This window comes from Streptomyces africanus (genome assembly GCF_002150735.1).
GTDB classification, from domain to species: Bacteria; Actinomycetota; Actinomycetes; order Streptomycetales; family Streptomycetaceae; genus Streptomyces; species Streptomyces africanus.
In genome coordinates, this window is record NZ_MUKA01000012.1 from 1 (window position 1) to 25,582 (window position 25,582).

The following is a 25,582-nucleotide window of genomic DNA, read 5'->3' on the forward strand; positions in this document are numbered from 1 at the left end:
GTCTCCGCCTACGTCGTGGCCACCCGCCGCCCCGACACCCCCTGGTCCCGCTCCTACGGCGCTTTCGTCAAACTCGCCCTCGCCGTCCTGCTCATCCGCCTGCTCTTCGCCACGGTCCTCGGCTCCCCCATCCCCGGCACGCACACGCTCCTCACGCTCCCCGAAGTCGGCCTCCCCGCCTGGGCCCAGGGCATCCGCCTCGGCGGCGAGGTCACCGCCGAGGCCCTCACCTTCGCCCTGTACGACGGCCTCAAACTGGCCACCCTCCTCATCTGCGTCGGCGCCGCGAACGCCCTCGCGAACCCCTCCCGCCTGCTCAAGTCCCTCCCGGGCGCCCTCTACGAGATGGGCGTCGCGGTCGTCGTCGCTCTCACCTTCGCGCCCAGCCTCATCGCCGACGTCCAGCGCCTACGTGCCGCCCGCCGTCTGCGCGGCCGCCCGGACAAGGGCATCCGGGGCCTGCTGCAGGTGGGCCTGCCGGTCCTGGAGGGCGCGCTGGAGCGCTCGGTGTCGCTGGCCGCCGCGATGGACGCCCGCGGCTACGGCCGTACCGCCGAGGTCCCCGCCGGCGTCCGCCGCACCACCGCCGCCCTCATCCTCGGCGGCCTGCTCGGCGTGTGCGCCGGAACGTACGGTCTGCTCACCGCCGAAGGCGCCACGTACGGCATCCCGGTCCTCCTCACCGGCCTCGCCGCCGCCCTCGCGGGTCTCCGGCTCGGCGGACGGCGGTCGCTGCGCACCCGGTACCGCCCCGACCGCTGGGACGTGCGCGCCTGGCTGGTCGTCGCCTCCGGCGTGGCGGTCGCCGCGCTCCTCACGCTCGCCGCGAGCCGTGACCCCGCGGCCCTGCACCCGGGTGTGGTGCCGCTCGTGGCCCCCGCGCTTCCCCTCTGGCCCGCGGCGGCGATCCTGCTCGGCCTGCTGCCCGCGTTCGTCGCCCCCGATCCCAAGGAGCCGTCGTGATCCGCTTCGAGGATGTGTCCGTGACGTACGACGGTGCCGCCGAACCCACCGTCCAGGGCGTCGACTTCGAGGTCCCGGAGGGCGAACTCGTCCTCCTGGCCGGCCCGTCCGGTGTCGGCAAGTCCACCGTCCTGGGCGCGGTCAGCGGGCTCGTCCCGCACTTCACCGGCGGCACCCTGCGCGGCCGGGTCACGGTCGCCGGCCGCGACACCCGCACCCACAAGCCGCGCGAACTCGCCGACGTCGTCGGCACGGTGGGCCAGGATCCCCTCTCCCACTTCGTCACGGACACCGTCGAGGACGAACTCGCCTACGGGATGGAGTCGCTGGGCCTCGCCCCGGACGTGATGCGGCGCCGTGTCGAGGAGACCCTCGACCTGCTCGGCCTGGCCGATCTGCGCCACCGCCCGATCGCCACGCTCTCCGGCGGCCAGCAGCAGCGCGTGGCGATCGGCTCGGTCCTCACCCCGCACCCGAGCGTCCTCGTCCTGGACGAGCCGACCTCCGCGCTCGACCCGGCCGCCGCCGAGGAGGTCCTGGCGGTCCTCCAGCGCCTCGTGCACGACCTCGGCACGACGGTCCTCCTGGCCGAACACCGCCTGGAACGCGTCATCCAGTACGCCGACCAGATCGTCCTGCTGCCGGGCCCGGGCAAGCCGCCGGTCGTAGGCACCCCGGCCGAGGTCATGGCCGTGTCCCCGGTGTACCCACCGGTGGTGGCCCTGGGCCGACTGGCGGATTGGAACCCCCTGCCGATGACCGTCCGCGACGCCCGCCGCCGAGCATCAGACCTACGCCGACGACTTGAGGAGCGGGAGAGCATCGCCCTTCAGGGGCGCGGGGCTGTAATCGATGTGCGGCTACCGCCGCGTGGGCGCGACCAGCCCACCACAAGCCGCACAGCCCAAGTACAAGCCCTCTCGGTCACCCGCGGCCGCATCTCCGCCCTCCGCGACATCGACCTCACCATCACCCCCGGCGAAACCATCGCCCTCATGGGCCGCAACGGCGCGGGAAAGTCCACCCTGCTCAACTCCCTGGCCGGCCTGGTCACCCCCAGCTCGGGAACCGTCCGGCTCGGCGAAGCCGTCCCCCACCGCACACGCCCGAAGGACCTCGTCCGCAAAGTCGGCCTCGTCCCCCAGGAGCCCCGGGACCTGCTCTACGCCGACACCGTCGCCGCCGAGTGCACGGCGGCCGACCAGGACGCGAACGCGGCACCCGGCACCTGCCGCGCCCTGGTCACCGAACTGCTCCCCGGTGTCACCGACGACACCCACCCCCGGGACCTCTCGGAAGGGCAGCGGCTCGCCCTCGCCCTGGCGGTCGTGCTGACCGCCCGGCCCCCGCTGCTCCTGCTCGACGAGCCGACCCGCGGCCTGGACTACGCGGCGAAGGCCCGCCTGGTCGCGGTGCTGCGCACCCTGGCCGCCGAGGGGCACGCCATCGTGCTGGCCACGCACGACGTGGAGCTGGCGGCCGAGATCGCCCACCGGGTGGTGCTGCTCGCCGACGGCGAGGTGATCGCCGACGGCCCGACGGCGGACGTCGTGGTCTCCTCCCCCTCCTTCGCCCCGCAGGTCACCAAGATCCTGGCCCCGCAGCACTGGCTCACGGTCTCCCAGGTCCGCGCGGCGCTCCAGTCCGGGACCACCTCGTGAACACTCAGCGCCAGGCCCGGGCCGTCCGCCTCGGCCCCCGCTCGGTCACCGCCCTGGCCCTCGTCAGCGCGGTCGGCGTCATCGGCTTCGGCTGGCCGTTCCTGACCCCGCCCACCTCGCGGCTCAGCGCGCACGCCCAGGACGCGCCCTGGCTCTTCGCGGGCCTGCTGGTGCTGCTCGTGGCGGTGGTGGCCGCGGCGATCTCGGAGTCCGGTCTCGGTCCGAAGGCGGTCGCGATGCTCGGCGTGCTGGCCGCGACGGGGGCGGCCCTGCGGCCGATCGGCGCCGGTACCGCCGGGATCGAGCCGATGTTCTTCCTGATGGTGCTGAGCGGTCGGGTCCTCGGCCCGGGGTTCGGGTTCGTCCTGGGCTCGATGACGATGTTCGCGTCGGCGCTGCTCACGGGCGGGGTGGGCCCGTGGCTGCCGTTCCAGATGCTGGCGATGGGCTGGTTCGCGATGGGCGCGGGCCTGCTGCCGGGCCCGGACCGGCTGCGCGGCCGGGCGGAGCTCGTCATGCTCGCGGTCTACGGCTTCGTCGCCGCCTTCGCCTACGGCACGGTCATGAACCTGGCCGGCTGGCCCTTCATGAGCGCCCTCGCGTCGAACGTCGGCTTCGACCCGCACGCGGCGGTCGCCGCCAACCTGGCCCGTTTCCTCGCGTACTGCCTGGCCACCTCGCTGGGCTGGGACCTGGGCCGGGCCGTCGTCACGGTCGTACTGACGCTCACGCTCGGCCCCGCGGTCCTGCGGGCGCTGCGCCGCGCCACCCGCCGGGCGGCCTTCGAGACGCCGGTCACGTTCGACGCGCCCCGGACGTGAAGCCCCCCACATGACCCCCGTCACCTACGAAGCGGGGCCGTAGGAACAACCCCCAGGTCACAGTCCAGACCTTCCGCGCACATGCGGCCACACCTAGTAAGCGGGTTCCTTGCGGGCATCCGGCCCGCCTGTTTCTCTGGCTGAAGGCGGCGGCCCCCTGATCCCCGGGGCCGTCGCCTTCGCCTTTCTCTGCGCCCTCGCCTACTTGCTCTGGAGCTTCCCCAGCGGCTCCGGGTCCTCCTCCAGCGCGACGGCCGCCGCCTTCCAGCCGGTGTCCCCGGGGTAGAGGGCGCTGCGCAGATAGGCGGTGGTGAGGCGCTGGAGCAGTGCGACGCGTGCGGGGCTCTCGTCGGTCGTCTCCGCCACCTCGTAGCCGGAGATGCCGCCGAGCGAGTGCTCCGCCCCGAACAGCGTGAGCAGACTCTTGTCGCCCGGGCTGTAGGTGTAGGGGTCGGTGAACCAGTCCGGTCCGCGTGTGGTCAGCGCGGAGTCGTCCTGGTCCCCGGCGACGATGAGCGCCGGTGTGGTCATCGTGGCGAAGGACGGCCGCATGAAGGGCAGGTGCTCGACGGCGAACGGGGTCAGGTCGTCGCCCAGGCCGGCCGTGGCGAGCAGCACGCCCGCCTTCACACGGGGGTCGGACAGGTCCTCGCCGGGAACGCCGTCGGAGTCGAGGACGCGGGCACCCAGCAGCGTGCCCGCCGTCTGGGCTCCCCAGGAGTGGCCGGCCACGGCGACGCGGTCGCGGTCGAGGCGTCCGGCGAGGCCCGGTACGGAGGCTTCGAGAACGTCGAGTCCGTCCAGCACCCGCTTGAGGTCCTCGATGCGGAAGCGCCAGATCCGCGGCGTGCGGGGGTCCTCGGGAGGCAGGCCCAGCGTCCTGGAGTCCAGGTGGGTGGGCTGCACCACCACGAAGCCCTGGGCGGCCCAGTGGTCCGCCAGCGGGGCGTAGCCGTTCATCGACCAGCCGAAGCCGTGCGAGAAGACGACGACGGGCAGATCGCCGCCGGTCGCGGGGGCGGACACGCGGACCTGGAGGTCCTCACCGCGGCCCGGGGCGGGCAGGACCACCGGCTTAGCGGAGATCACCATGGTCGAGTCGGACAGGGAAGTGCCGGGCATGAGGATGCCTTCCGGTCAGGTCTGTCATCATGAAGGAAACGGAACGCCGTTCCGATTACGACACGCACGATACGGAACACGGTTCCGTTTTACAACCGCACGCAACCGGACGCGCCCGCACGCGCCCGCACGGAAGGAAGCCACGGTGAACGACAGCGGCCAGAGCGCCGGAAGCTCAGCCCGGTCCCAGCGCAAGGACGCCCGGCGCAACCAGCAGACCCTGCTGGACGCGGCCGCCGAGGTCTTCGTCAGCTCGGGCGTGGACGCGCCGGTGCGCGACATCGCGGCCAAGGCCGGCGTCGGGGTGGGCACCATCTACCGCCACTTCCCCACCCGGGCGGACCTCGTCATCGCCGTCTACCGCCACCAGGTCGACGCCTGCGCCGAAGCCGGCCCGGCCCTGCTCGCGAGCAGCCCGACGCCCCATGCCGCCCTCGGGCGGTGGGTCGATCTCTTCGTCGACTTCCTGGTCACCAAGCACGGCCTGGCCACCGCGTTGCAGGGGGACAGCACCTGCTTCGGGCCGCTGCACACCTACTTCCTCGACCGCCTGCTGCCGGTGTGCACCGAACTGCTCGAAGCCGCCGCCGCGTCCGGTGAGATCCGCTCCGACCTCGACGCCTACGCGTTCATGCGCGGCATCGGAAACCTCTGCGTCGGCGCCGACAGCGACCCCCGCTACGACGCACGCCGACTGGTCGCGCTCCTCGTCGCGGGACTACGCCAACCGCAGTGACCGCTACTGGGCCCGAACCCGGAGCTCCTTCACCCCGTTGATCCACGCGGACCTCAACCGGCGCGGATCCTCGACCAGTCGGAGTCCCGGCATGGCGTCGGCGATCGCGTTGAAGATGAGGTCGATCTCCAGCACGGCGAGGGACTTGCCCAGGCAGTAGTGCGGGCCGCCGCCACCGAAACCGAGGTGGGGGTTGGGGTCACGGGTGATGTCGAAGGCATCCGGCTCGTCGAAGACCTCGGGGTCGTGGTTGGCGGAGGCGTAGAACAGCCCCACCCGATCACCCTTGCGGATCAGTTTGCCGCCCAGCTCGGTGTCCTGGGTGGCGGTGCGCTGAAAGGCCGCGACCGGGGTCGCCCAGCGCACGATCTCCTCCGCCGTCGTCGACGGCCGCTGCCTCTTGTACAGCTCCCACTGCTCGGCGTGGGTGAGGAAGGCGTGCATGCCGTGGGTGATGGCGTTGCGGGTGGTCTCGTTGCCGGCGACGGCCAGCATCAGCACGAAGAAGCCGAACTCGTCGGAGTTGAGGTTGCCCTCGTCCTCCGCCGCGACCAACTGCGTGACGATGTCGTGGGCGGGGCACTGCTTGCGTTCGGCGGCCATGTTCATCGCGTAGGCGATGATCTCCGTGGCCGACTCGGCGCCGACCTCCTCGGTGATGGCGTACTCGGGATCGTCGTACGCGATCATCTTGTTGGACCAGTCGAAGATCTTGTCCCGGTCCTCCTGCGGTACGCCCATCAGCTCGGCTATCGCCTGGAGGGGCAGTTCGCAGGCGACCTGGGTGACGAAGTCGAACGGGCCGGTGTGCGCGCCGGCGTTCGCCACGATCGCCCGGGCACGGGCCCGCAGCCGCTCCTCCAGCGCGCGGATCGCGCGGGGCGTGAACCCGCGCTGCACGATCTGCCTCACCCGCGTGTGCTCGGGCGGGTCCATGTTCAGCAGGATGAACCGCTGCGCGTCGATGGAGTCGCGCTCGATGTGCTCGTTGAAGCGGATGATCGCCGTGTTGAGGTACGACGAGAACAACTCCGGGTGCGTGGAGACGTACTTGACGTCGGTATGCCGGGTGACCGCCCAGTAACCCTCGTCCTGGAAACCGGCGAGACCCGCCGGCTGTGACACCCAGCAGACCGGCTCCACCCGGCGCAGCTCGGCGAACTCGGGGAGGGGGACGCGGTGGTGCAGCACATCCGGGTCGGTGAAGTCGAACCCGTCGGGAAGCGCTGGACAGGTCATGGACAGCTCCTGACGGTCCATCAGCAATGAGGGTCGTCGTGACGGTAGTAACGAGTTCTACAACTAGCAATAGCCGTGGGCGCGCCAATTACCCGCACGCCCCTTGCCGCCACTGAACCTTCGTCAGCACACTGCAATACAGAACTAGAACGCGTACTAGTTCCGCCGAGCCCTCGGAGAGGACCCGCACCCATGGCTGCCGAACCCGTGATCGTCGAAGCCGTACGCACCCCCATCGGCAAGCGCGGCGGCGCGCTCGCCCACCTGCACCCCGCCTACCTCCTGGGCGAGACGTACCGCGAACTCCTCGGCCGCACCGGCATCCCGGCCGACTGCGTCGAGCAGATCGTCGGCGGTACGGTCACCCACGCCGGCGAGCAGTCCATGAACCCCGCGCGCACGGCCTGGCTCACGATGGGGCTCCCCTACGAGACGGCCGCGACGACCGTGGACGCGCAGTGCGGGTCCTCCCAGCAGGCCTCCCACATGCTGGCCAACATGGTCGCCACGGGCGTGATCGACGTCGGCATCTCCTGCGGGGTCGAGTCCATGTCCCGGGTGCCGCTCGGGTCGGGCTCGAAGCACGGGCCGGGCAAGCCGTTCCCCGACGAGTGGAACGTCGACCTGCCCAACCAGTTCGAGGCCGCCGAGCGCATCGCCCGCCACCGCGGCCTGACCCGCGAGAACGTCGACGCCCTGGGCCTCGCCTCCCAGGAGCGGGCCGCCCACGCCTGGGCGGAGGAGCGCTTCAAACGGGAGACGTTCGCGGTCCAGGTCCCCACGACCGAGGAGGAGCAGCACGCCGGGCAGGGCATGTGGCGCCTGGTCGACAAGGACGAGGGCCTGCGCGACACGACGGCGGAGGGGCTGGCCGCGCTGAAGCCGATCATGCCGACGGCCGTTCACACGGCGGGCAACTCGTCGCAGATCTCCGACGGGGCGGCGGCGATCATGTGGGCGTCGAAACGGATGGCTCGCGCCCTGAAGCTGCGGCCCCGTGCCCGGATCGTGGCCCAGGCGTTGGTCGGGGCGGACCCCCACTTCCATCTCGACGGGCCGATCGACGCGACCAGGGCCGTGCTGGGCAAGGCCGGGATGTCCCTGAAGGACATCGACCTCGTGGAGATCAACGAGGCGTTCGCATCGGTCGTACTGAGCTGGGCGCAGGTCTTCGAGCAGGACCTGGAGAAGGTGAACGTCAACGGCGGCGCGATCGCGCTCGGGCACCCGGTGGGGGCCACCGGGGCCCGGCTCATCACGACGGCACTTCATGAACTGGAGCGCGCGGACAAGGAGTTCGCGCTGATCACGATGTGCGCGGGCGGCGGTTTGGCCACCGGCACGATCATTCAGCGGTTGTAGTCGTCCAGTTGATGAACGTGGTGAACGCGGCGGGGTCGAGGGTGAGGATCGGTCCCGCTGGGTTCTTTGAGTCGCGTATTGCGACAGCGGCCTCCGGAATATGTGCGACTTCGAGGCACTGGCCGCCCTGGTCGCCGCTGTACGTCGACTTACGCCACTGCATCTCCATAGCGATCCTCCATTACGCGCCGGATGAGCTCCGCCGAGTCGTTGAGGGAAAGCGCGGCGGCCCGGAGGTGATCGTAACGGAGCGAGCACTCCCTCACGGTGTCCGGGTTCGCAGTCGGATGCCCGCTGCCGTACCCCTCCGTGTAGACGATGGTGGGGTCGCTCACAAAACGGTAGACGTCGAACGAGCCTTGCAGGCCCGCGTGAGCACCGGCCGAGAACGGGAGCACCTGGATGTTGATGAGGGGGTTGCCCTCAAAGGACAACAGGTGGGCCAGTTGCTCCCGCATCACCTCCGGGCCACCGATCTCCAAGTACAGCGCGGCTTCGCTGAGCACTGCCCAGAAGACCGGGGGATCCGCCTTCTCGAAGACGCGTTGACGAGCCAGGCGGACTGCCGTGCGGTCTTCGAGGTCGGTCCTGTCGAGCGCCCCGAGCACGGCCTGCGCGTATCCCTGAGTCTGAAGCAGCCCGAGGACCATGTGCGTCTGGAAGGAGCAGATCTCCGTCGCCCGCATCTCCAGCTCGGCCACCTGCTGGAACCACGCCGGGAGCCGACTCCGCAACACCAACTCGACCAGCCGCGAGAACATACCGTCCGTGCCCAGCGCCGCATCCACCCGCTCACTGAACTCCGGCGTCGGAACCTTCCGCGCTGTCTCGATCTGGCCCACCAACGAGCCGGTGTAGTTGAGGATCGCTCCGAGCTGCTTCAGCGTCAGCCCCGCCGCCTCCCTGTGCCTGCGCAGCTCGTAGCCGTAGTAGTCGAGCGGAGAAGCACCCGGGTCAAGGGCGTTGATGTTGGTCACGCAGAGCCCCTCTCACGCAACTCGGCCCACCACCGGACCGGTTGTATCCGTTCGGTAGCCCAGCGTAGTCACGGCACGTCAACCTCGTCCCGTGAACGAATACATTCCCGCCCAGTACTCGATGCGCCTCACCGTCGGCTCGCACGCCGCCCGGCATGTCCGCCGTATCGTCCGCTCCTTCCTCAAGGAGTGGCGCATGCCCGAGCTGTCGGACGCCGTCGAGCTGGGCGTGACCGAGCTGCTGGCGAACGTCGTACAGCACGTCCCGGACCGCCGCTGCGAGCTGCTGTTGCTGCGGCAGCCGGCCGGGGTGCGGGTCGAGGTGACGGACGGCAGTGATGAACTGCCGCTCTCCCCGGCCCACGTGGACCCAGAGGCCGAGGGTGGTCGGGGGCTGCTCCTGCTCGACGCGATGGCTGACAAGTGGGGCGTGTCGCCCTGGCACGGGGGCGGGAAGACCGTGTGGTTCGAATGCGGAGCGCTGGACGACACCACTGATCCTCAGCAGTGGTCCCACCACCAGGAGATGCTCGGGTAGGGCAGGGGGCTGGTGTCGGTGGTCGACAGGGCGGGTGCCCAGCAGGCGGGCGTCTTGACGACGTCTTCCAAGGCGAAGCGTTGTGCGGCCGAGGGGTTGTAGCGCGGCGCGCACAGGGTGGCTTCGGTGTTGGCGATGATGAACTGACCGAGTCGCTCGATGAGGTACTGCAGGGGCGGCTCGGCCGAGGGCATCAGGCGCTCGCGCAGGCGGAGGAAGAGAAGCATCAGGCGGTCGCGCGTCTCGATCGCCGCGCTGACGGCCTGGTCGAAGGAGAGCCCGCGAGCCGCTTGCAGGACGCCCACGAAATTCGGGGAGGTCTGGCCTTCTGCTTTCTCCTTGTGGTAGGAGACGACATCGTTTTCCACTCCGACGAGCAGAGTTGCGCACCCGATCAGGGCCTGGACCGCCGGTGCGTTCCAGTCCTCGTCCGGGATGGGGGCAGGTCCGCACAGCCCGATCCATGCGGCATATACGGAGCTGCCGACGTCATGGCCGCGCAGGGCGAGGTACTCGTCTTCGGTGGGTTCGTCCAGGTGGAGCTTGTGTACGCCGCTGGTGAGCAAGCACCTGAGCCCGGTGCTCACCCGGGCCACCTGTGTGGGTGTGCACTCCGCGCGCAGCTGCTCCATCACGTCATGTACTGCTGCGACATAGGGGTTGTCGTTTTCTGTCACGCGGTATCCCGGAGATTCCAGAACATGCGTGATCCGGCCCACGAAGCGGATGATTTCGCTGCGCCGGCTGCGAGCGTCTGCGTGATCGAGCACATCGTCGTCGATGATGAGCGCCCACTCAATCATGCAGCCGATGCCTCGAAGCACTGCCTTGCTGGTCTCCTGGTGGGAGAACCTCCCGAGGCACCAGGCCAGGACGGTTCCGCGGGATTGGTGGGCTGCGGGGCTCTGCTCCTTGGGAAAGAAGTCGTATGCCTCTTTCCACGCCTGGACCTGGGCCGCTACGTCTGTAGGGATGTGGGAGACCTGCGGCATCGGCGAGGGGTAGTAAAAGCGCGGCGCACTACCCTGCTGAGCCGGAATCACGGACCGGCCCACTTCTGTTGTGCTGCTGCTCATGCGTGCTCCTTCGTCGTGGCGGAGTCCTGAGGGTGAGAGCCGTCGTGACGGACCGGCCTGGGCAGGGCGTTGCGGGTGCGGTGGTGGAAGGCCAGGAGACCCAGGAGTGCGGCGGCGGCGAACCACAGCAGCTGCAGAGCGAGGTATGCGGGCACGGAGATGGTGGAGAACCCGGCCGCGGTGGCGGCTTGGACGGAACCGTAGGTGGGCAGCAAGCGCGTCAGCGGGTTGTCGGCGCCAGCGCTGACCAGGGGATTTTGCAGGGCGACGTCGATGACGCTGGTCATCACCAGGGCGAACATGCCCTCGACCTCTCGGCGCAGCAGGGATCCGAATACCACGCCCATGGCTCCGTAGGTCAGCGCGGCACAGAACAGGGCGGCGGCGAGCAGGTAGGGCTGTTTCGGTGTCCAGGCGATGCACATGGCCGCGGTGGCGTAGGCGGCGAGGAGCGCGGACGCCAGGACCAAGGAGGCGGCCTTGGCCATCACGAGATGGGTGCGGGGGTAGCCGGCCATGGCCAGGCGCCGGTCGAAGCGCCCGCCGGTGAAGGTGGCGGCGAACATCATGAATCCGGTCACCAGGGTGACGGCGTTGAGGGCTCCGGTGATCTGAGTCAGCTCATTGCCGGCGGGCGCCAGCCTCTCTCCGGTGGAAGCCAGCTGGAACGGGGCCGTTCTGTCGGGGATGGTGAGGTAGACCAGGCCGACCCAGGTGGGAATGAAGAAGACGACCAGCAGCATGGCGAACCGGTTGCGGGCGTGCTCGATCAGGTCATACCGGGTGGCGGTGGTGAACAGGTTCAGGTGTGTCCTCACGCCGGTGCCGCCGTCTCCAGGCGCAGCGCGCCCGCCTCCAGGCGCCACAGCTGATCCAGGCGTGCGGTGTCGTAGGCCAGATGGGAGACCACCAGCACCGAGCGGCCGGCGTCGCGCAGCTGGGAGGCCAGGTCCCAGAACCGCTGGTAGGTGTCCCAGTCGAAGCCCTGGTACGGCTCGTCCAGCAGCAGAACCCGCGGATCGTGCATGAGCGCGAGCGTGAGGTTCAGTTTCTGCCGGGTCCCGCCGCTGAGCACCCCGGCGCGTACATCGGCGTACTGGGAGAACTGCAGAGCCTCCATGACCTTCTCGGCATGACGCAGGTCGGCGAGCGCGAAGGCCGTCCTGAAGAACTCCAGGTGCTGCCGGACGGTCAGGGCGTCGTTGAGGACCACATCCTGCGGGCAGTAGCCAAAACGCCCCCCGTGACGCACCGCGCCACGGTCCGCACGCAGCTCACCGGCGAGGATCTTCAACAGGGTTGTCTTGCCCGCACCGTTCTCGCCGACAATCCCTGCCAGCACACCGGGCCCGAGGTCCAAGTCGACACCCCGCAGGACCACCCGCCGACGGTAGGCGTGATACACCCCCCTTACCTCCACCGCGCCGCCCCCACCCCGTCCAGTAAGTACTGTCGCCATGTCATACGGAAATTTGATGGCACGGAAACGGCGAGATCCACGGCCGGATCGCCAAACCGCCCGAAACGGTGAAACAGGCGCACGACGTAGCTAGTACTCGCTGAAAAAACAACGGAGCAGCCCTGACCTGCGAGTTCTGTGCAGCTCAGGCCGTAGGTTCGTTGCCGCCCGGTGCCGGATGGACGTCCCGCCCGTGCTCCCAGTTGTTCGCGGTCGCCGGCGTCCTCGATGGGACGACCACGTTCTCGTCGCTTCCGTGGTTCGATCCGAGTCCGCTCCGGCTGTTGCCGTCGACTGGTGCGACGGCCGGGCAGAGACGCGGGTGTGCGCCTCCGTCCGGCGTCGTTGATGTCAGCCGTGGATGGTCAGAAGCCTTCTGATCCGTTGGATCGGGCACCGCGCCATAAGGAGTGCCTGCGGCCTCCCTCCGCGAGGTCGGGGTGTCCTCGAATCGCGGGAACGCTTCTGGCCTGGGTCGCAGCTACGCCGTGCACCGCAGATCGGCCGACGGGCGGTGCCCGGTCAGGAGGAACTCCGTCACCACCCGGTCGCCGCAGGCTTTGCCGTCGGCGTGGTAGGAGCCATGGCCGCCGCGGTCGACGGTGACCAGGCGGGCGCGGTCGCCGAGGGCGGTCCGCATGCGCAGGGCACCGAAGTAGGGCGTGACCGGGTCCCGGAGGTTCTGGAGCATCAGAATGTTGGACGGTCCGTCCGAGGTGATGTGGACCGGCTTGTCGGCCGGCTCGGTGTGCCAGAAGGCGCAGGGGGTGATGTTCACCGGCTGACCTGCGGTGAGCGGGTGCCGGATGCGGTCGGTTGCCACGGCGCGGGCGTAGCCGCGAACGTCGTGGGGCCAGCCCACGTCGTTGCATTGCGTCGCCGTGAACACGGCGGCGTCGCGGTCCGGCATCGGCGTGGCGTATCCGGGGGGCAGGTCAAGTGTGGTGTGGGGGTCCTCGGCCGCCTTGATCAGTTGGGCCAGCCCGGGGAAGTTGGCGTCGCTGTAGAAGAGCGTCTGCTGGACGGCCTGGCGCAGGATGTTGCCGGTGAGCGGCTTGTGCGGTGTGGTGGTCTCCCGGGGTGTGCGGTCCAGTCGGTCGGCGAGGGCCAACACCAACGGCTTTACCTCGCTGACGCGTTGGGCCAGCCGGAGCCCGTCGAGGTCGCGGGCGGGGTCAGCAGCCCAGCGGGCGAAGTCGGGGAACCGCTCGTCGGCGCCGGCTGCCGTGTTGGCGAGCCAACCGCGTTCCACTCGTGCCGGGTCGGGATCGCCGGTGCTGTCGAGCACCACCCGGTCGGTGTGCTCGGGGTGCTCCTGCGCGTAGGCGGCGGTTACATACGTGCCGTACGACACCCCGTACACGGACATCTTCGGGGTACCGAGGGCCTGGCGGAGGCGCTCGATGTCGCGCACCTCGTTCGCAGTGGAGTAACTGCGCACCACCGCACCGCCGTTGCGGGCGCAGGCGTCGGCGATGCGATGGGCGCGGGCGACGCTGTCGCTGATATCGCCGCCGGGACCGGGCCAGCTGCGGAGGTTCATGACGTCCCGGTCGTCCGCGCTCAGCCCGCAGCCGACTGCCGTGGAGCCACCCACCCCGCGCGGGTCGAGGCTGACCAGATCGTAGGCGCCGTGCACGGCCTTGCGTAGCGCCGGGCCTGTGTGAGCGAGCGCGTCGACGCCGGAGCCGCCCGGGCCGCCTGGGACGACCAGCAGGGTGCCGCGCCGGGTAGCCGGGCGGTCGCTGACCAGGCGGGTGACGCGCAGGGTGAGGCGGGCGCCGTCCGGCTTGCGGTAGTCCACGGGGACGGACAGATCAGCACACTGCTGGTCGGCGGGGCCATCGGGCTGAGCGCACGGATTCCAGGAGAGCGTTGTCGCTGACGCCGGGCCGGCGACGGCGAGGCATGTCGCACTCAGCGAAAGGACGCCCAGTACCGCGGCGAGTCTGTGCTTCATCATTGTCTCCGGTCATAGAGGTGTGAGGCCGACTGCGGCATCCGCATGATTGCGTGCCCCCCGGTGGGCCGTGCGCACAAATGCGCACGAGCTTGCCCGGCCGGTCACCATCGGGGGCCCTGACCTCGCGCCGGGAAGCCCGATACCGGGGTCGTGTCCCGGACCGGCCGCACGGAGACGGTGACGGTGAGCCGGACCGCCATCCGGATGCCACCGCGGTCCTTCGCGAGGTCATGGCCGTCGTTGCTGATGACGAAGCCACCTTGGCAGCTGAGAGGGTCCTGCGGCCTCCCCCAGCGGTGGGTTCGCTGTCCCCCAAATGGGGGGGCGCCGCGCTCGCCCCACTGGCAGGATGACCAGGTGCTCCACTCCAGCCGTCCCACCCGATTCCGTTGGCTCTTACGGGCGTTGGCGCGGCCGGTCACGTACACGCGCTGGCTGCACCTGTGCGGGCCGGCCGGCGCCATCGCGCTGTGGGGGGTCTTCGCCCCGAGGTACAGTGTCGCGCGCGCCACGGTGGCGATCTCACCGGTGAGCCGGTCGATCTCGCCCATCGCCTGGCCGGTGCGTCGTCGCAGGGTGCGCGAGATCTCCTTCAAGCGGCGCCCTGCTGATCGGCTGCGATCATAGAAGCGGGTGCGCCTGGCGGCGCCCGCGGCCCTGATCCGGCGCACCAGTCGCCACAGCTTGCGCACGCCGTGTTCCAGCAGGTCGGCGTCCGTGGGGTGGTCGATGTCGGCTTCGATCACGGTGGTGTCGATGCGCAGCTTGCGGCACAGCACCAGCTTGTCCTCGACCAGCTTGCCCAGCAATGCGGCGTTGAGCTGTTCCACGGTCTGCGCGCCGCCGCGGCGCATCAATTTGACCAGCGTGGTCGGGTGCGGCACCGGGGAGGCCAGCGGGATCCGGCAGAACCGGCGCCAGCTCAGCGAGTCCGTAACCTCACGGCACAGCGTCTCGTAACCGAGCTGGTAACGGTACTTGAGATACAGCAGCCGCAGCAGCGTCTCAACCGGAACCGACGGCCGCCCCAGCCGGTCGGCGAACAGCTCCCGCCACGGGGCGATGAATCGCTCGTCGTCCAGGTACGCGTCGATCTGGGCCAGCTGGACCGGTAGCTGCCGCACTTGCTCCGGCAGCACTTCCCACCACGTGTCCTGCACTGCCGCGACACGCAACACCGCCACCACCCCCGGCTGCCGACGACCCAGCTCAACTGTCGCGGCCACCGGCAGCCCCGAACCAGCTCTCCCCATAGGTCCACCCAGCGGCACCAACGACTTCTTCAGGGGCAAGTAGCTAGAGCGTCGTCGGATTCCACGAACCCGCGCGCTTCAGTGGCTCCAGAGTGAAAGTCCTGCCGGCTCGGGGGACGGGTGCGATGCGAACTCGCCCCGGGCGACCTGCGGATGGCGTTCTACGGGGACCTGTTCCGGCCCCCCGGGCACACCCGCCCCGGGCACGGGGTGCGCGCGCTGGTGACGCTGGGGTCGCCGCTGGGGATGCGGATGGGCCCGTGCAGCGCCGTTTTGCTCAGCGACGACGGCCTGCTGGCCTGCGCCTTCGGCGACGACGTCGCCGTGTTCAGCAGGGAATGACCGTCAGCCGACCGAACTCGTCGACCGGCCGGGGCTGGAGTCCCCCGCCCGCGATGCCCCGCGCACGGCGGCGGTGTGCGCTCTGGGCCCCGACAGCAGATACGTCAGCGCGAAACCCGCGCCCACCACCACCCCTCCCCCGGCCGCGTCCAGCACCCAGTGGTTCCCGGTCGCGACGATCGAGGACGCGGTGAGCAGCGGGTGCAGCATCCCCAGGGCCTTGATCCACCAGCGGCGTGCCAGGACGGCGATGACGAGGCCGCACCACAGCGACCAGCCGAAGTGCAGCGACGGCATCGCCGCGTACTGGTTGGTCAGGGACGTGAGCGTGCCGTAGTCGGGCCGGGAGAAGTCCTGGACGCCGTGGACGGTGTCGATGAAGCCGAGCGTCGGCATCAGACGGGGCGGGGCCAGCGGGTAGAGCCAGAAGCCGACCAGGGCGAGCAGGGTGGCGAAGCCCAGGGCGGAGCGGGCCCAGCGATAGTCGGCCGGGCGGCGCCAGTACAGGACGGCGAGGACGGTCAGCGGGACGATGAAGTGCAACGACGTGTAGTAGAAGTCGAGGAAGTCCCGCAGCCGGTCGACCGTGACGACGGTGTGGTTGACCCAGCGCTCGATGTCGATGCGCAGGACGCGTTCCAGGCCGAGGATCTGCCGGCCGTTCTCCTCGGCCTCGGCCCGGCCCGCCGAGTTGCTGCCGCCGGTCGCGGCGAGCCGGACCTGGGCGTAGGCGGCGTAGGTGACCCGGATGAGGAGGAGCTCCAGGAGGAGGTTCGGCCGGGTGAGGACCCGGCGCAGGAAGGGCACGAGCGGGACGTGCCGGAAGCGGGCCGGGACGGCGGGGGCGTACTCGGGCGGCAGCGGCGCCCGGTAGTGCGGGGAGGTGCGGGAGAGGAACGGCACGGCCGTGGCGGCGGCGAGGGCGGCGAGCAGGACGAGGTTGGTGCGCAGCGGGTCCAGGGCCCGCATGTCCGGCAGCAGCATCCTGGTCGGCAGGGTCATGATCAGGATGACCGCGACGGGCCAGACGTACCGGTCACCGGCGCGTCCGCCGGCCCGGCCGACGACCGCGAGCAGCACCCACAGCAGCTGGTGCTGCCAGGCCGTGGGCGAGACGGCGATGGCGGCGCAGCCGGTGATGGCGACGGCGAGGAGGAGCTGGCCGTCGCCGACGTAGCGCACGGCGCGGCGCAGGGCCAGGACGGCGACGGCCGCGCCGAGCGCCAGGAAGAGCGCGATCTCCAGGGGACCGGTCAGGCCGAGCCGGAGCAGGGCGCCGTGCAGGGACTGGTTGGCGAGGTCGTCGGCCGGGCCGCCGAGGCCGACGCCCGCCAGGTGGTGGACCCAGTAGCGGTGGGAGTCGTGCGGCATCGCCGCCCAGGCCAGTGCGGTGCAGGCGGCGAAGGTGACGCCGGTGGAGAGCGCGGCGCGTCTGCGGCCGGTGCACCACAGCAGGGGCGTGAAGAGCAGCAGGGTGGGCTGGAGCGCCGCCGCGACGCCGATGAGCAGGCCGCTGGTCCGCTGGCCGTGGGCGGTGAAGCAGCCCAGCAGGACGAGCAGGACCGGGATGATGCTGGTCTGGCCCAGCCACAGGGTGTTGCGGACCGGCAGGGACAGCATGAGCAGGCCGATGGCCACGGGTGCGGCCAGCAGTGCCGTGCGCCGGCCGACGGGCTGGGGCAGGGCACGGGCGGCGATCATCCCTAGGGCGGCGACCAGCAGCAGTGTGCCGAAGGTCCAGCCCCAGCCGAGGGCCTGTTCGGCCGCGCGGGTGAGGGGCTTGAGGACGAGGCCGTTGAAGGGGGTGCCGGTGAAACGGGTCGAGTCGTAGAGCGAGCCGTTCACGTGCAGGACGCCGTTCGGCCCGACCCAGGTCTCCAGATCCGTCAGCCGCTCGCCGCGCGGGGTGCCGAGAACGACGCTCACCTGCCGTGCGGCGAGGGCGGCGACGATCAGCCACAGCCCGAGACAGGCCGCGCGCAGGGGTGTGCGGGTGGGTGTGCGGGTCCTGCCGACGGCTGTCGCTCCGAAGGCTTCCGCCGGTCGTCCGCTGCGCTCCGCGTTCGCCACGCCTCGTCGACCTTCTACCCGACATGCCCCCCTTTGTCCGGGTTGACGATAGTGCGCGAGGCGCGCGGTTGCCTCTCGTGACGCGAGAAGGATCACATCAAGATCTCGTGGGAACCGCTCCCAGCCGGGCATACGTGCCTGCATAGCCGCTGTTTAGATGCACCCTGCAACGAAAGGCGTACCGCCCGTAAAGGGCTTTTCTTCGCCTATCGTCGCTTTTCGGCCCGTACGACAGCGCCGCCGCGCGGACCGCGTCCCTGTCCCCGTCGAAAGGTAGGCGAGCGAGTCTTGTCGACTGTCTCAGTCGTCGCTCCCGCGTCCGGCCTGAAGAGCCGCGCAGCGAAAACCCCGGACACCACCGTCACCGACCCCGCGCTCGTCAAGCGCGCCGTGAAGGCGGCGGCGCTGGGCAACGCGATGGAATGGTTCGACTTCGGTGTCTACAGCTACATCGCGGTCACGCTGGGCAAGGTCTTCTTCCCCTCGGGCAACCCCACCGCGCAGCTGCTCTCCACGTTCGGCGCCTTCGCCGCGGCCTTCCTGGTCCGCCCGCTCGGCGGCATGGTCTTCGGCCCGCTCGGCGACCGCGTCGGCCGCCAGAAGGTCCTCGCCGTCACCATGATCATGATGGCCGCGGGCACCTTCGCGATCGGCCTGATCCCGTCGTACGCGACGATCGGTGTCGGCGCGCCGATCCTGCTCCTCGTGGCCCGTCTCGTGCAGGGCTTCTCCACCGGCGGCGAGTACGCGGGCGCCTCCACGTTCATCGCCGAGTACGCCCCCGACAAGCGGCGCGGCTTCCTCGGCAGCTGGCTGGAGTTCGGCACCCTCGCCGGCTACATCGGCGGCGCGGGCCTGGTCACGGTGATGACGGCCCTGCTCTCCGCCGACGACCTGACCTCCTGGGGCTGGCGCATCCCGTTCCTGATCGCGGGCCCGATGGGCATCATCGGCCTCTACCTGCGGCTGAAGCTGGAGGAGACCCCGGCGTTCGCGGCCGAGGTCGAGAAGGCCGAGACCCACCGCCCCAAGGTGCCGCTGCGCGAGATGATCACCGGCCAGTGGCGCGCGCTGCTGCTCTGCGTCGGCCTGGTGCTGGTCTTCAACGTCACCGACTACATGCTGCTGTCGTACATGCCGAGCTACCTGACCGGTCAGCTCCACTACGACGAGACGCACGGCCTGCTCGTCGTCCTCGGCGTGATGGCCCTGATGATGATCGTCCAGCCGTTCGCCGGCGCGCTGACCGACCGCGTCGGCCGCCGTCCGGTGATCGCCGCCGGCTGCGCGGGCTTCCTGCTGCTGTCCGTCCCGGCCCTGCTGCTGATCCGCGAGGGCAGCCTGCTCGCGGTCGCGCTCGGCATGGGTGCCCTCGGCCTGCTGCTGGTCTGCTTCACGGCGGCCATGCCCTCGGCGCTCCCGGCGCTGTTCCCGACGAAGGTCCGCTACGGCTCCCTGTCCATCGGCTTCAACGTCTCCGTGTCCCTGTTCGGCGGCACGACGCCGCTGGTGGTCACGGCCCTGATCGGCGCCACCGGGAACATGATGATGCCCGCCTACTACATGATGGCCGCGGCCGTCATCGGCGGTTTCGCGGTGTGGCGCATGGCGGAGTCGGCCGGGCGCCCGCTGCCGGGGTCGGCACCGTCCGTGGCCGAATGAGACACGCCGGGGGGAAATCCCCCTGACAGTGAACCGGTGCACCCCGTATCTTCGTCCCGCCAGTAGTTAGGGAAGCTAACTATGCGTACGAAAGGTAGAGGTGCATGAGCGAGTCGCACGTCTGGGACGAGGTCGACGCCTACTTCACCACCCGCCTCGCCCCGGACGACGAAGCCCTGGCGGCCGCACTGCGCGACAGCGACGCCGCCGGGCTTCCGCACATCAACGTCGCCGGCAACCAGGGCAAGCTCCTCCAGCTCCTGGCCCAGATCCAGGGCGCCCGCCACATCCTGGAGATCGGCACGCTCGGCGGCTACAGCACCATCTGGCTGGGCCGCGCCCTGCCCGCCGACGGGCGGCTGGTCTCGCTGGAGTACGACCCCGGGCACGCCGAGGTCGCCGAGCGCAACATCGCCCGCGCCGGCCTGGACAAGCTCGTCGAGGTCCGGGTGGGCCCGGCCCTGGAGTCGCTGCCCCAGCTGGCCGACGAGAACCCGCCGCCCTTCGACCTGGTCTTCATCGACGCCGACAAGGTCAACAACCCGCACTACGTGGAGTGGGCCCTGAAGCTCACCAGCACGGGCAGCCTGATCGTCCTCGACAACGTCGTCCGCGGCGGCCGCGTGACCGACGCGGCGAGCACGGCACCGGACGTGACGGGCACCCGCGCCGCGATCGAACTGATCGGCAGCCACCCGCGGTTGAGCGGCACGGCGATCCAGACGGTCGGCATGAAGGGATACGACGGGTTCGCGCTGGCACGGGTGCTGGCCTGACCCGCAGCGTCACACCTCGTGGAAAAATCCCACGTTGACGCTGCGCGGGGCGGTGCGGTCCTGGACGACGACCTCGCCGCTGCCGCCCCTGGGCAGCGGGACGGTGCCGCCGTAGGCGAGGGGCTGGACGTACTCCCCCACCGTGAGCCGGACTTCGGAGGACGGGTCGGGCTGGGAGCCGCGCAGCCAGGTCAGCTGCCAGGTCCCGTCGGGCCCGCACAGGAACTCCAGGTGGACGCGGGAGACGAACAGCCAGTCGTCCGGAGTGGAGAGCCGGCACACCGACTTGTCGCGGCCCACCCGCAGCACGGCGCCCGGCTCGCTGGGCGCGTCGGCCATGAGCATGCCGGCCGTGGCACCCTCCTCCGCCGCGGACACGGCGGCCATGGTGAGTTCGAGCACGTGCGCTCCTCCTGAGACGTCCTGGTGGGACTGCCAGGGCCTGTCTGACACATTCCCGTCGTCCGCCCGGAGGGCGGGCCCCGCGGCGTCTGGTGCGTGCGATCGCAAGGCGCCGGAGCGCCCTCGTGGCGGAGCCACGTGGGCGGTTCGGCAACGCGGCGAGCGTGCGTGCCAGGCGTCGCGGGGCAGGCGGGAGTGTGTCAGACAGGCCCTTAGCCCGCCGCATGATAGAACGCCAGGCCGCACGGTGTCCGGCACAATGGATTCATGACCGAGCGGAAGCCACCCGGCGTCGACTTCGAGTCCTGGGTCGACAAGCAGATCCGTGACGCGGAGACACGCGGCGAGTTCGAGCGGCTGCCGGGGGCGGGCAAACCGCTGCCGGCCGATGTGGACGCCACCTACGACGAACTGTGGTGGGTCAAGCGGAAGATGGCCCGCGAGGGCCTCTCGGTCCTGCCGCCGACACTGGCGCTGCGCAAGGAGGCGGAGGACGCGCTGACCGCCGCGTACGCGGCGCCTTCGGAGCAGGCCGTCAGGAGGATCATCGGCGAGATCAACGACAAGATCCGCGAGATGATGTTCAAGCCGCCGCCCGGCCCCCCGCTCGGTAAGAAGCCGTACGACGTCGAGGACGTCGTACGGCAATGGCGGGAGCGCCGGGCAGCTCGCTGACCGGGGCCCGGGAGCACCCGGCTCACACGTGCAGCAGCCGTTCCGCCAGCTCCCGGTAGTCCTTCAGGGCCAGCCGCAGCTGCTCGGTGTCGCCGCTCGACACGGGCCTGCCCTCGCCGCCCTCCACCGACTGCCAGGAGTGGCGCAGGGTGCGGCGGCGCTGCGTCACGGCCTCGGTGAAGCGGGCCGCGATCTCCTCCAGCACGTGGTCGGCCTCCTCGACGGCGGCCCGGGGCGCGTCGACGAACTCGGCGACGGCGTGGTGCAACTGCGAGACGAGTTTGTCGGACTCGTCGTGCGGGAGCAGGTGCGTGGGCGTGCCCGGCGTGCCCTGGGGAGTGCCTTCCCGTTCCCGGGAGCCGGTGAGGCCTGTGCCGTGGCCGGTGCCCAGGGCGGTCTCGCCTCGGGCGTCGGGGCCGGCGGAGGAGCCACGGGCGCCTGGGGTGCGGGAGGTGCCTGGGGTGACGCGAGTGTCAGAGGTGACCTGCGCGTCGCGGGTGTCGTCGCCGGGCGGTCGGGTCATGTCGGACATCGATCTCAACTCTCCTTCGCCTGACGTCGGTGCATCGCCCACGGCATGTGGCCGCCGCGGCCGGCGGTAGCCTGGCGGCCGCCGTTCAGCCCGGCCTTGTGCCGGCCGCCCTCATGGCGTCCGCCCAGGTGCGGGCCGGCGACGTGGTCTCCGCCGTCGTGGCGGGCCGGACGCACCAGCTCCTCGAACAGGGCGCGGGCCGCCACCATGGCCTCACGCATGTCTTCCGTACCGGTGCCGCCGTCCCGGGCGTCGTCCGCGCGCAGGTGCGCCGCGCGGTGGACGCGCCGGTAGCCGTCCACGTGGTGGGCGTGGTGCACGGACAGCGCCGCGAGCTGTTCCTCGTAGTGCCCGCCGTCCGGGAAGCCCCGGGCACCGGCGAGCTCCGCGAGCAGCCGGTCCGCCTCGGCGACCGCCTCCCGCGGCGAGTCGACGAACCGCTCCTGAGCGGCCGTCCAGCGCGCCTCGTACTGCTCGCGCTGCGCCGGTTCCAGCGCGCGTTCGCGCAGCTCACCGTGGCGCTCCACGCGCTCGGCCAGCTCGCGCTCGGCGGCCTTGGCGTCGCCGTCGTGCCGGGCGACGGCCAGGTCGTACTCGGGTCCGAAGCGCCGCTTCAGGCTCGGGCCGCGCCGAGCCCCTCGGGCGCGCAGGGTCATGGCGGCCGCGATGATGACGACGACCGCCGCGATCACGATCAGAGCAATGATCAGGCCAGTGGACATGAATGCCTTCCGGGTTCTCGGCCCAACCGGCTCTCCTCGCGAGCCGGTTCGCCGACCGGGTAGCCCGCAAGCAGGCGCCCAAACGGCGACCGGGCCCGGACGCCCCCCGGGTTATCGGGTTGGGGAACCCGTTACGACCCCCGCGGAGAATGCCGTTGCCCTCTTTCAGACCGCCTTTCGGACCGCGCGCTCCACCGGTCGCTCGGCATACGGCCGCTCCCGGCGCGAGCCGCACAGTTCGTCGTTCAACTCCCGCACGAGTTGTACGAGGTCGGTCGGCCGGTCCGGGCCCCACCAGTCGCCGAGCAGCTCGGCGAGGGACGCCTCACGGGCCTGCGCCAGCCGCTCGGCGACCTCGTGTCCCCGGTCGGTCAGCATCATGTCGAGGCCCGTGCGCACGGCGAGCCCGCGCTCCTCGACCTGGCGTACGGCCTCCATGATCACGGCCAGCGGCACGGGCATCCGCTCGGCCAGCACGGCCGGCTCCACCGAGCCGTACCGCCTGGTCCGCAGCAGCAGCCAGCTCGCCGCGGGCAGCAGGTCGTAGCCCGCCCGGGCGGTGATCTTCCGGTAGATCTCGCGCCGCCCGGCGCGGGTGCCGAGCACCGACAGCGCGCGGCACACCTCGTCGTGCGAGGACCGCTCGACGGGGTTGCTGGCCAGGGTCTCCGTGACGTCGGGCGCGGTGACCGAGCCGCGCAGCCGGTCCTCCTTGAGGAACCAGGCCAGCACGAAGCCGAGGAGCGCGACCGGGGCGGCGTACAGGAAGACGTCCGTGATGGACACGGAGTACGCGTGCAGGGCCGGCGGGCGCAGGCCGGGCGGCAGGGCGGCGATGCCGCGCGGGTCGGCCTCCAGCGCGCCCACGGAGACGCCGGGCGGCAGCGGGGTTCCCCGGAAGGCGTCCGTGAGCTGGTCGCCGAGCCGGCCGGCGAAGACCGTGCCGAAGACGGCCACGCCGAACGAGGCGCCGATGGAGCGGAAGAAGGTCGCGCCGGAGGTGGCGACGCCCAGGTCCTCGTACGGGACGGCGTTCTGCACGATGAGCACGAGGACCTGCATCACCAGGCCGAGGCCGAGTCCGAAGACGAAGAAGAAACCGCTGAGCTCGGCGGTGGAGCTGTGCTCGTCGAGCTGGTGGAGCAGCAGCAGCCCGAGGGTGGTGACGCCGGTGCCGGCGATCGGGAACACCTTCCAGCGGCCGGTCCGGCTGACGATCTGCCCGGAGGCCGTCGAGGCCAGCAGCAGTCCCAGCACCATCGGCAGCATGTGCACACCGGAGATGGTCGGGCTGATGCCGTGCACGACCTGGAGGAACGTCGGCAGGTAGGTCAGCGCGCCGAACATGGCGAAGCCGACGACGAAGCTGATGACGGCGGCGAGCGTGAAGGTGCGGACGCGGAAGAGCTTCAGCGGCAGGACGGGTTCGGCGGCCCGCCGCTCGACGGCCACGAAGGCGACGGCGAGGACGACGCCCAGCACCGCGAGCCCGACGATCTGCGCGGATCCCCATCCCCAGGTCGTGCCCCCGAGGGAGGCGACGAGCACCAGGCAGGTGGCGACGGCCGCGATGAGGAACGTGCCCAGGTAGTCGATGACGTGCCGCGTGGCCCTGCGCGGGATGTGCAGCACGGCCGCGATCACCGCGAGCGCGACGACCCCGACGGGCAGATTGACGTAGAACACCCAACGCCAGCTTGCGTGCTGGGTGAACAGCCCGCCGAGCAGCGGCCCGAGCACACTGGTCGCGCCGAAGACGGCCCCGAACAGCCCTTGGTAGCGCCCGCGTTCACGAGGCGGCACGAGATCGCCGACGATGGCCATCGACAACACCAGCAGTCCGCCGCCGCCGAGCCCCTGCACGGCCCGGAAGGCGATGAGCTGGGCCATGTCCTGCGCCGCGCCACACAGTGCGGAGCCGACGAGGAAGATCACGATCGCGGTCTGGAACAGCCGCTTCCGGCCGTACTGGTCGCCGAGTTTGCCCCACAGCGGAGTCGCGGCGGTCGCGGCCAGCAGATAGGCGGTGACCACCCACGACAGGTGATCCAGGCCGCCGAGGTCGCTGACGATGGTGGGCAGCGCGGTCGACACGATGGTCTGGTCGAGGGCGGCGAGCAGCATGCCGAGCAGCAGGGCGCCGATGGAGACCAGGACGTTCCCGGGCACCTTCTCCCGGACGGCGGCGCCCTGGCCCGATGCGTTCGTGGCGTGCACATGCCCGGCCATCAGACCTCCCGAGGCTCCTGTGACATTTTCCATCGTGACCGGTGCGACCTGTTATGGCCCGTCGAGTCCTTTTGGAAGCTTTCATTCCGGGAGCTGGCCGTCCGCACTGTGGAGAAGATCTGGATAATCTCTGGAGTTCGCGAGGGGAGCTGGAGTTCGCGAGGGGAGGGAGGAACGCGTGGAACAGCCGAACGGCCACCCGTGCCCGGAGTGCGGTACGCCCAGACAGCCGGACAACACCCCGTCCTGCGCCTGCACGCACCGCGCCGCGGAGGCCCTCCGCAACACGCGCACGACGGAGGCGGCGGCAGCGGAGGACTTCGACCCACTCCGCATCCGCCCGTACGTCGAACTCACGCCCGAAACGGTCACGGCCCCCTCCGGGGACGAGCGCACCCCGCGCGCCCCCTCGGCGGAGACCCAGCCCACCCGCACCGACGCTGCCACGCGGGCAGCCGAAGCGGCCCGGCACAACCGCACGGACGGCCCGTCCACACCCGCGGAGGCCCCGGGGCAGCCGGCCGACGCCGCGGAGCCCTGGCGCTCCGACGCCCCCGCACAGCCGTCCCCGGCGGACGCCCCCGCCCGCGCGGACGTCCCGACCGCGCTCTGGCACGCGAAGGCCCCGGGCCCCAAGCGCCCCACGGGGGCGCCCGACGGCACCCCAGGGCGAACGCACACGGACGGCCCGCTCCCGCCCACGGAGCCGACCCGGGCGCCCGACGGCACCCCGCGGCCAACGCACGCGGACGGCCCGCTCCCGCCCACGGAGCCGACCCGGGCGCCCGACGGCACCCCGCGGCCAACGCACGCGGACGGCCTGCTCTCGCCCACGGACCCCGCGCAGGCAGCCCAAGGCACCCCACGACAGCACCTCGGGCAGACACCTGCCCGAGGGGCTGTCGCGGGGTGCCTTCGGCTGCCTGCGCGGGGTCCGTGGGCGAGAGCAGTCCGTCCGCTCGTCTTGGCCGCGGGGTGCCGCCCGGCGCCCGTGTCGGCTCC

Annotated in this window: 24 protein-coding genes and 1 pseudogene; 11 read left to right on the plus strand and 14 right to left on the minus strand. The window is 70.9% G+C overall.

Going from position 1 to position 25,582, the window contains the following annotated elements:
* From CCL05_RS02120 to CCL05_RS02130, 3 genes are all read left to right on the plus strand, one after another.
* Window positions 1-963: CbiQ family ECF transporter T component (locus CCL05_RS02120; protein WP_107400409.1), on the plus strand; the 963-nt coding region annotated here is incomplete at its 5' end.
* The gene (locus tag CCL05_RS02125; RefSeq protein ID WP_086558753.1) at window positions 960-2,624 is read left to right on the plus strand and encodes an ABC transporter ATP-binding protein; all 1,665 of its coding nucleotides are present in this window, start codon (window positions 960-962) and stop codon (window positions 2,622-2,624) included. The genes CCL05_RS02120 and CCL05_RS02125, both read left to right, overlap by 4 nt.
* Window positions 2,621-3,445 carry an ECF transporter S component gene (locus tag CCL05_RS02130; RefSeq protein ID WP_086558754.1) on the plus strand — a complete coding sequence of 275 codons (825 nt, stop codon included), beginning with the start codon at window positions 2,621-2,623 and terminating at the stop codon, window positions 3,443-3,445. Before CCL05_RS02125 ends, CCL05_RS02130 begins: the two co-directional genes overlap by 4 nt.
* A 201-nt stretch (window positions 3,446-3,646) precedes the next feature.
* Here CCL05_RS02130 and CCL05_RS02135 read toward each other — a convergent pair whose 3' ends face one another.
* Window positions 3,647-4,567: an alpha/beta hydrolase family protein gene (locus CCL05_RS02135; RefSeq protein ID WP_086558755.1), complete on the minus strand. Its 921-nt coding sequence runs from the start codon at window positions 4,565-4,567 to the stop codon at window positions 3,647-3,649.
* A 145-nt stretch (window positions 4,568-4,712) separates the two neighbouring features.
* Between CCL05_RS02135 and CCL05_RS02140 the strand changes: the two genes are divergently transcribed.
* Window positions 4,713-5,303: a TetR/AcrR family transcriptional regulator gene (locus tag CCL05_RS02140; RefSeq protein ID WP_086558756.1), complete on the plus strand. Its 591-nt coding sequence runs from the start codon at window positions 4,713-4,715 to the stop codon at window positions 5,301-5,303.
* Window positions 5,304-5,306: 3 nt separating this feature from the next.
* Here the strand turns inward: CCL05_RS02140 and CCL05_RS02145 are convergent, their stop codons facing one another.
* On the minus strand, window positions 5,307-6,542 hold the full coding sequence (locus tag CCL05_RS02145) for a cytochrome P450 (protein WP_086558757.1): 1,236 nt from the start codon (window positions 6,540-6,542) through the stop codon (window positions 5,307-5,309).
* Window positions 6,543-6,734: 192 nt separating this feature from the next.
* Here CCL05_RS02145 and CCL05_RS02150 point away from each other — a divergent pair, with 192 nt between their 5' ends.
* Window positions 6,735-7,904 carry a steroid 3-ketoacyl-CoA thiolase gene (locus tag CCL05_RS02150; RefSeq protein WP_086558758.1) on the plus strand — a complete coding sequence of 390 codons (1,170 nt, stop codon included), beginning with the start codon at window positions 6,735-6,737 and terminating at the stop codon, window positions 7,902-7,904.
* Here CCL05_RS02150 and CCL05_RS02155 read toward each other — a convergent pair.
* Window positions 7,888-8,073: a DUF397 domain-containing protein gene (locus CCL05_RS02155; RefSeq protein ID WP_086558759.1), complete on the minus strand. Its 186-nt coding sequence runs from the start codon at window positions 8,071-8,073 to the stop codon at window positions 7,888-7,890. The genes CCL05_RS02150 and CCL05_RS02155 overlap by 17 nt on opposite strands.
* Window positions 8,054-8,881 (minus strand): helix-turn-helix domain-containing protein, encoded by an 828-nt coding sequence (locus CCL05_RS02160; protein ID WP_086558760.1) that lies wholly within the window; start codon window positions 8,879-8,881, stop codon window positions 8,054-8,056. Before CCL05_RS02160 ends, CCL05_RS02155 begins: the two co-directional genes overlap by 20 nt.
* Window positions 8,882-8,972: 91 nt before the next feature.
* Here CCL05_RS02160 and CCL05_RS02165 point away from each other — a divergent pair, with 91 nt between their 5' ends.
* A complete protein-coding gene (locus CCL05_RS02165) occupies window positions 8,973-9,419 on the plus strand; it encodes an ATP-binding protein (RefSeq protein WP_244204128.1) in 447 nt (148 codons plus the stop codon).
* Here the strand turns inward: CCL05_RS02165 and CCL05_RS02170 are convergent.
* The 5 genes and pseudogenes from CCL05_RS02170 to CCL05_RS02190 form a co-directional block, all read right to left on the minus strand.
* On the minus strand, window positions 9,383-10,495 hold the full coding sequence (locus CCL05_RS02170; RefSeq protein WP_086558762.1) for a terpene synthase family protein: 1,113 nt from the start codon (window positions 10,493-10,495) through the stop codon (window positions 9,383-9,385). The genes CCL05_RS02165 and CCL05_RS02170 overlap by 37 nt on opposite strands.
* The gene (locus CCL05_RS02175; protein ID WP_208641322.1) at window positions 10,492-11,313 is read right to left on the minus strand and encodes an ABC transporter permease; all 822 of its coding nucleotides are present in this window, start codon (window positions 11,311-11,313) and stop codon (window positions 10,492-10,494) included. Before CCL05_RS02175 ends, CCL05_RS02170 begins: the two co-directional genes overlap by 4 nt.
* The gene (locus CCL05_RS02180) at window positions 11,310-11,954 is read right to left on the minus strand and encodes an ATP-binding cassette domain-containing protein (protein ID WP_373432262.1); all 645 of its coding nucleotides are present in this window, start codon (window positions 11,952-11,954) and stop codon (window positions 11,310-11,312) included. The genes CCL05_RS02175 and CCL05_RS02180 overlap by 4 nt, the downstream gene beginning before the upstream one ends.
* Window positions 11,955-12,435: 481 nt before the next feature.
* Window positions 12,436-13,914 (minus strand): alpha/beta hydrolase, encoded by a 1,479-nt coding sequence (locus CCL05_RS02185; RefSeq protein WP_086558764.1) that lies wholly within the window; start codon window positions 13,912-13,914, stop codon window positions 12,436-12,438.
* Window positions 13,915-14,404: 490 nt separating this feature from the next.
* Window positions 14,405-15,095 (minus strand): annotated as a pseudogene (locus tag CCL05_RS02190) (transposase); the annotation flags it as partial.
* 195 nt (window positions 15,096-15,290) lie between these two features.
* Here CCL05_RS02190 and CCL05_RS02195 point away from each other — a divergent pair.
* On the plus strand, window positions 15,291-15,512 hold the full coding sequence (locus CCL05_RS02195) for a hypothetical protein (protein WP_086558765.1): 222 nt from the start codon (window positions 15,291-15,293) through the stop codon (window positions 15,510-15,512).
* A 3-nt stretch (window positions 15,513-15,515) separates the two neighbouring features.
* On the opposite strand, the gene CCL05_RS02200 is transcribed toward CCL05_RS02195, so the two are convergent.
* Entirely contained in the window at window positions 15,516-17,582 is a 2,067-nt protein-coding gene (locus CCL05_RS02200) for a bifunctional glycosyltransferase 87/phosphatase PAP2 family protein (RefSeq protein ID WP_107400410.1), read from the minus strand.
* 288 nt (window positions 17,583-17,870) lie between these two features.
* Here CCL05_RS02200 and proP point away from each other — a divergent pair, with 288 nt between their 5' ends.
* Together proP and CCL05_RS02210 are read left to right on the plus strand one after the other, a co-directional pair.
* Window positions 17,871-19,244 (plus strand): glycine betaine/L-proline transporter ProP, encoded by a 1,374-nt coding sequence (gene proP / locus CCL05_RS02205; RefSeq protein WP_107400411.1) that lies wholly within the window; start codon window positions 17,871-17,873, stop codon window positions 19,242-19,244.
* Between the two features lie 104 nt (window positions 19,245-19,348).
* The gene (locus CCL05_RS02210) at window positions 19,349-20,020 is read left to right on the plus strand and encodes an O-methyltransferase (RefSeq protein WP_086558767.1); all 672 of its coding nucleotides are present in this window, start codon (window positions 19,349-19,351) and stop codon (window positions 20,018-20,020) included.
* Between the two features lie 9 nt (window positions 20,021-20,029).
* On the opposite strand, the gene CCL05_RS02215 is transcribed toward CCL05_RS02210, so the two are convergent.
* A complete protein-coding gene (locus CCL05_RS02215) occupies window positions 20,030-20,422 on the minus strand; it encodes an FHA domain-containing protein (protein WP_107400412.1) in 393 nt (130 codons plus the stop codon).
* A 267-nt stretch (window positions 20,423-20,689) separates the two neighbouring features.
* Here CCL05_RS02215 and CCL05_RS02225 point away from each other — a divergent pair, with 267 nt between their 5' ends.
* A complete protein-coding gene (locus CCL05_RS02225) occupies window positions 20,690-21,097 on the plus strand; it encodes a DnaJ family domain-containing protein (protein WP_086558770.1) in 408 nt (135 codons plus the stop codon).
* Between the two features lie 22 nt (window positions 21,098-21,119).
* Here the strand turns inward: CCL05_RS02225 and CCL05_RS02230 are convergent, their stop codons facing one another.
* The 3 genes from CCL05_RS02230 to CCL05_RS02240 form a co-directional block, all read right to left on the minus strand.
* Window positions 21,120-21,629, minus strand: coding sequence for a hypothetical protein (locus tag CCL05_RS02230; RefSeq protein ID WP_086558771.1), 510 nt, complete (start codon window positions 21,627-21,629; stop codon window positions 21,120-21,122).
* Window positions 21,630-21,634: 5 nt separating this feature from the next.
* Window positions 21,635-22,351, minus strand: coding sequence for a hypothetical protein (locus CCL05_RS02235; RefSeq protein WP_086558772.1), 717 nt, complete (start codon window positions 22,349-22,351; stop codon window positions 21,635-21,637).
* A gap of 165 nt (window positions 22,352-22,516) precedes the next feature.
* Complete coding sequence (locus CCL05_RS02240) at window positions 22,517-24,580, minus strand: MDR family MFS transporter (RefSeq protein ID WP_086558773.1); 2,064 nt, start codon at window positions 24,578-24,580, stop codon at window positions 22,517-22,519.
* A gap of 178 nt (window positions 24,581-24,758) precedes the next feature.
* On the opposite strand from CCL05_RS02240, the gene CCL05_RS45830 reads away from it, so the two are divergent.
* On the plus strand, window positions 24,759-25,582 hold an 824-nt coding region (locus tag CCL05_RS45830), incomplete at its 3' end, for a hypothetical protein (RefSeq protein WP_244204129.1).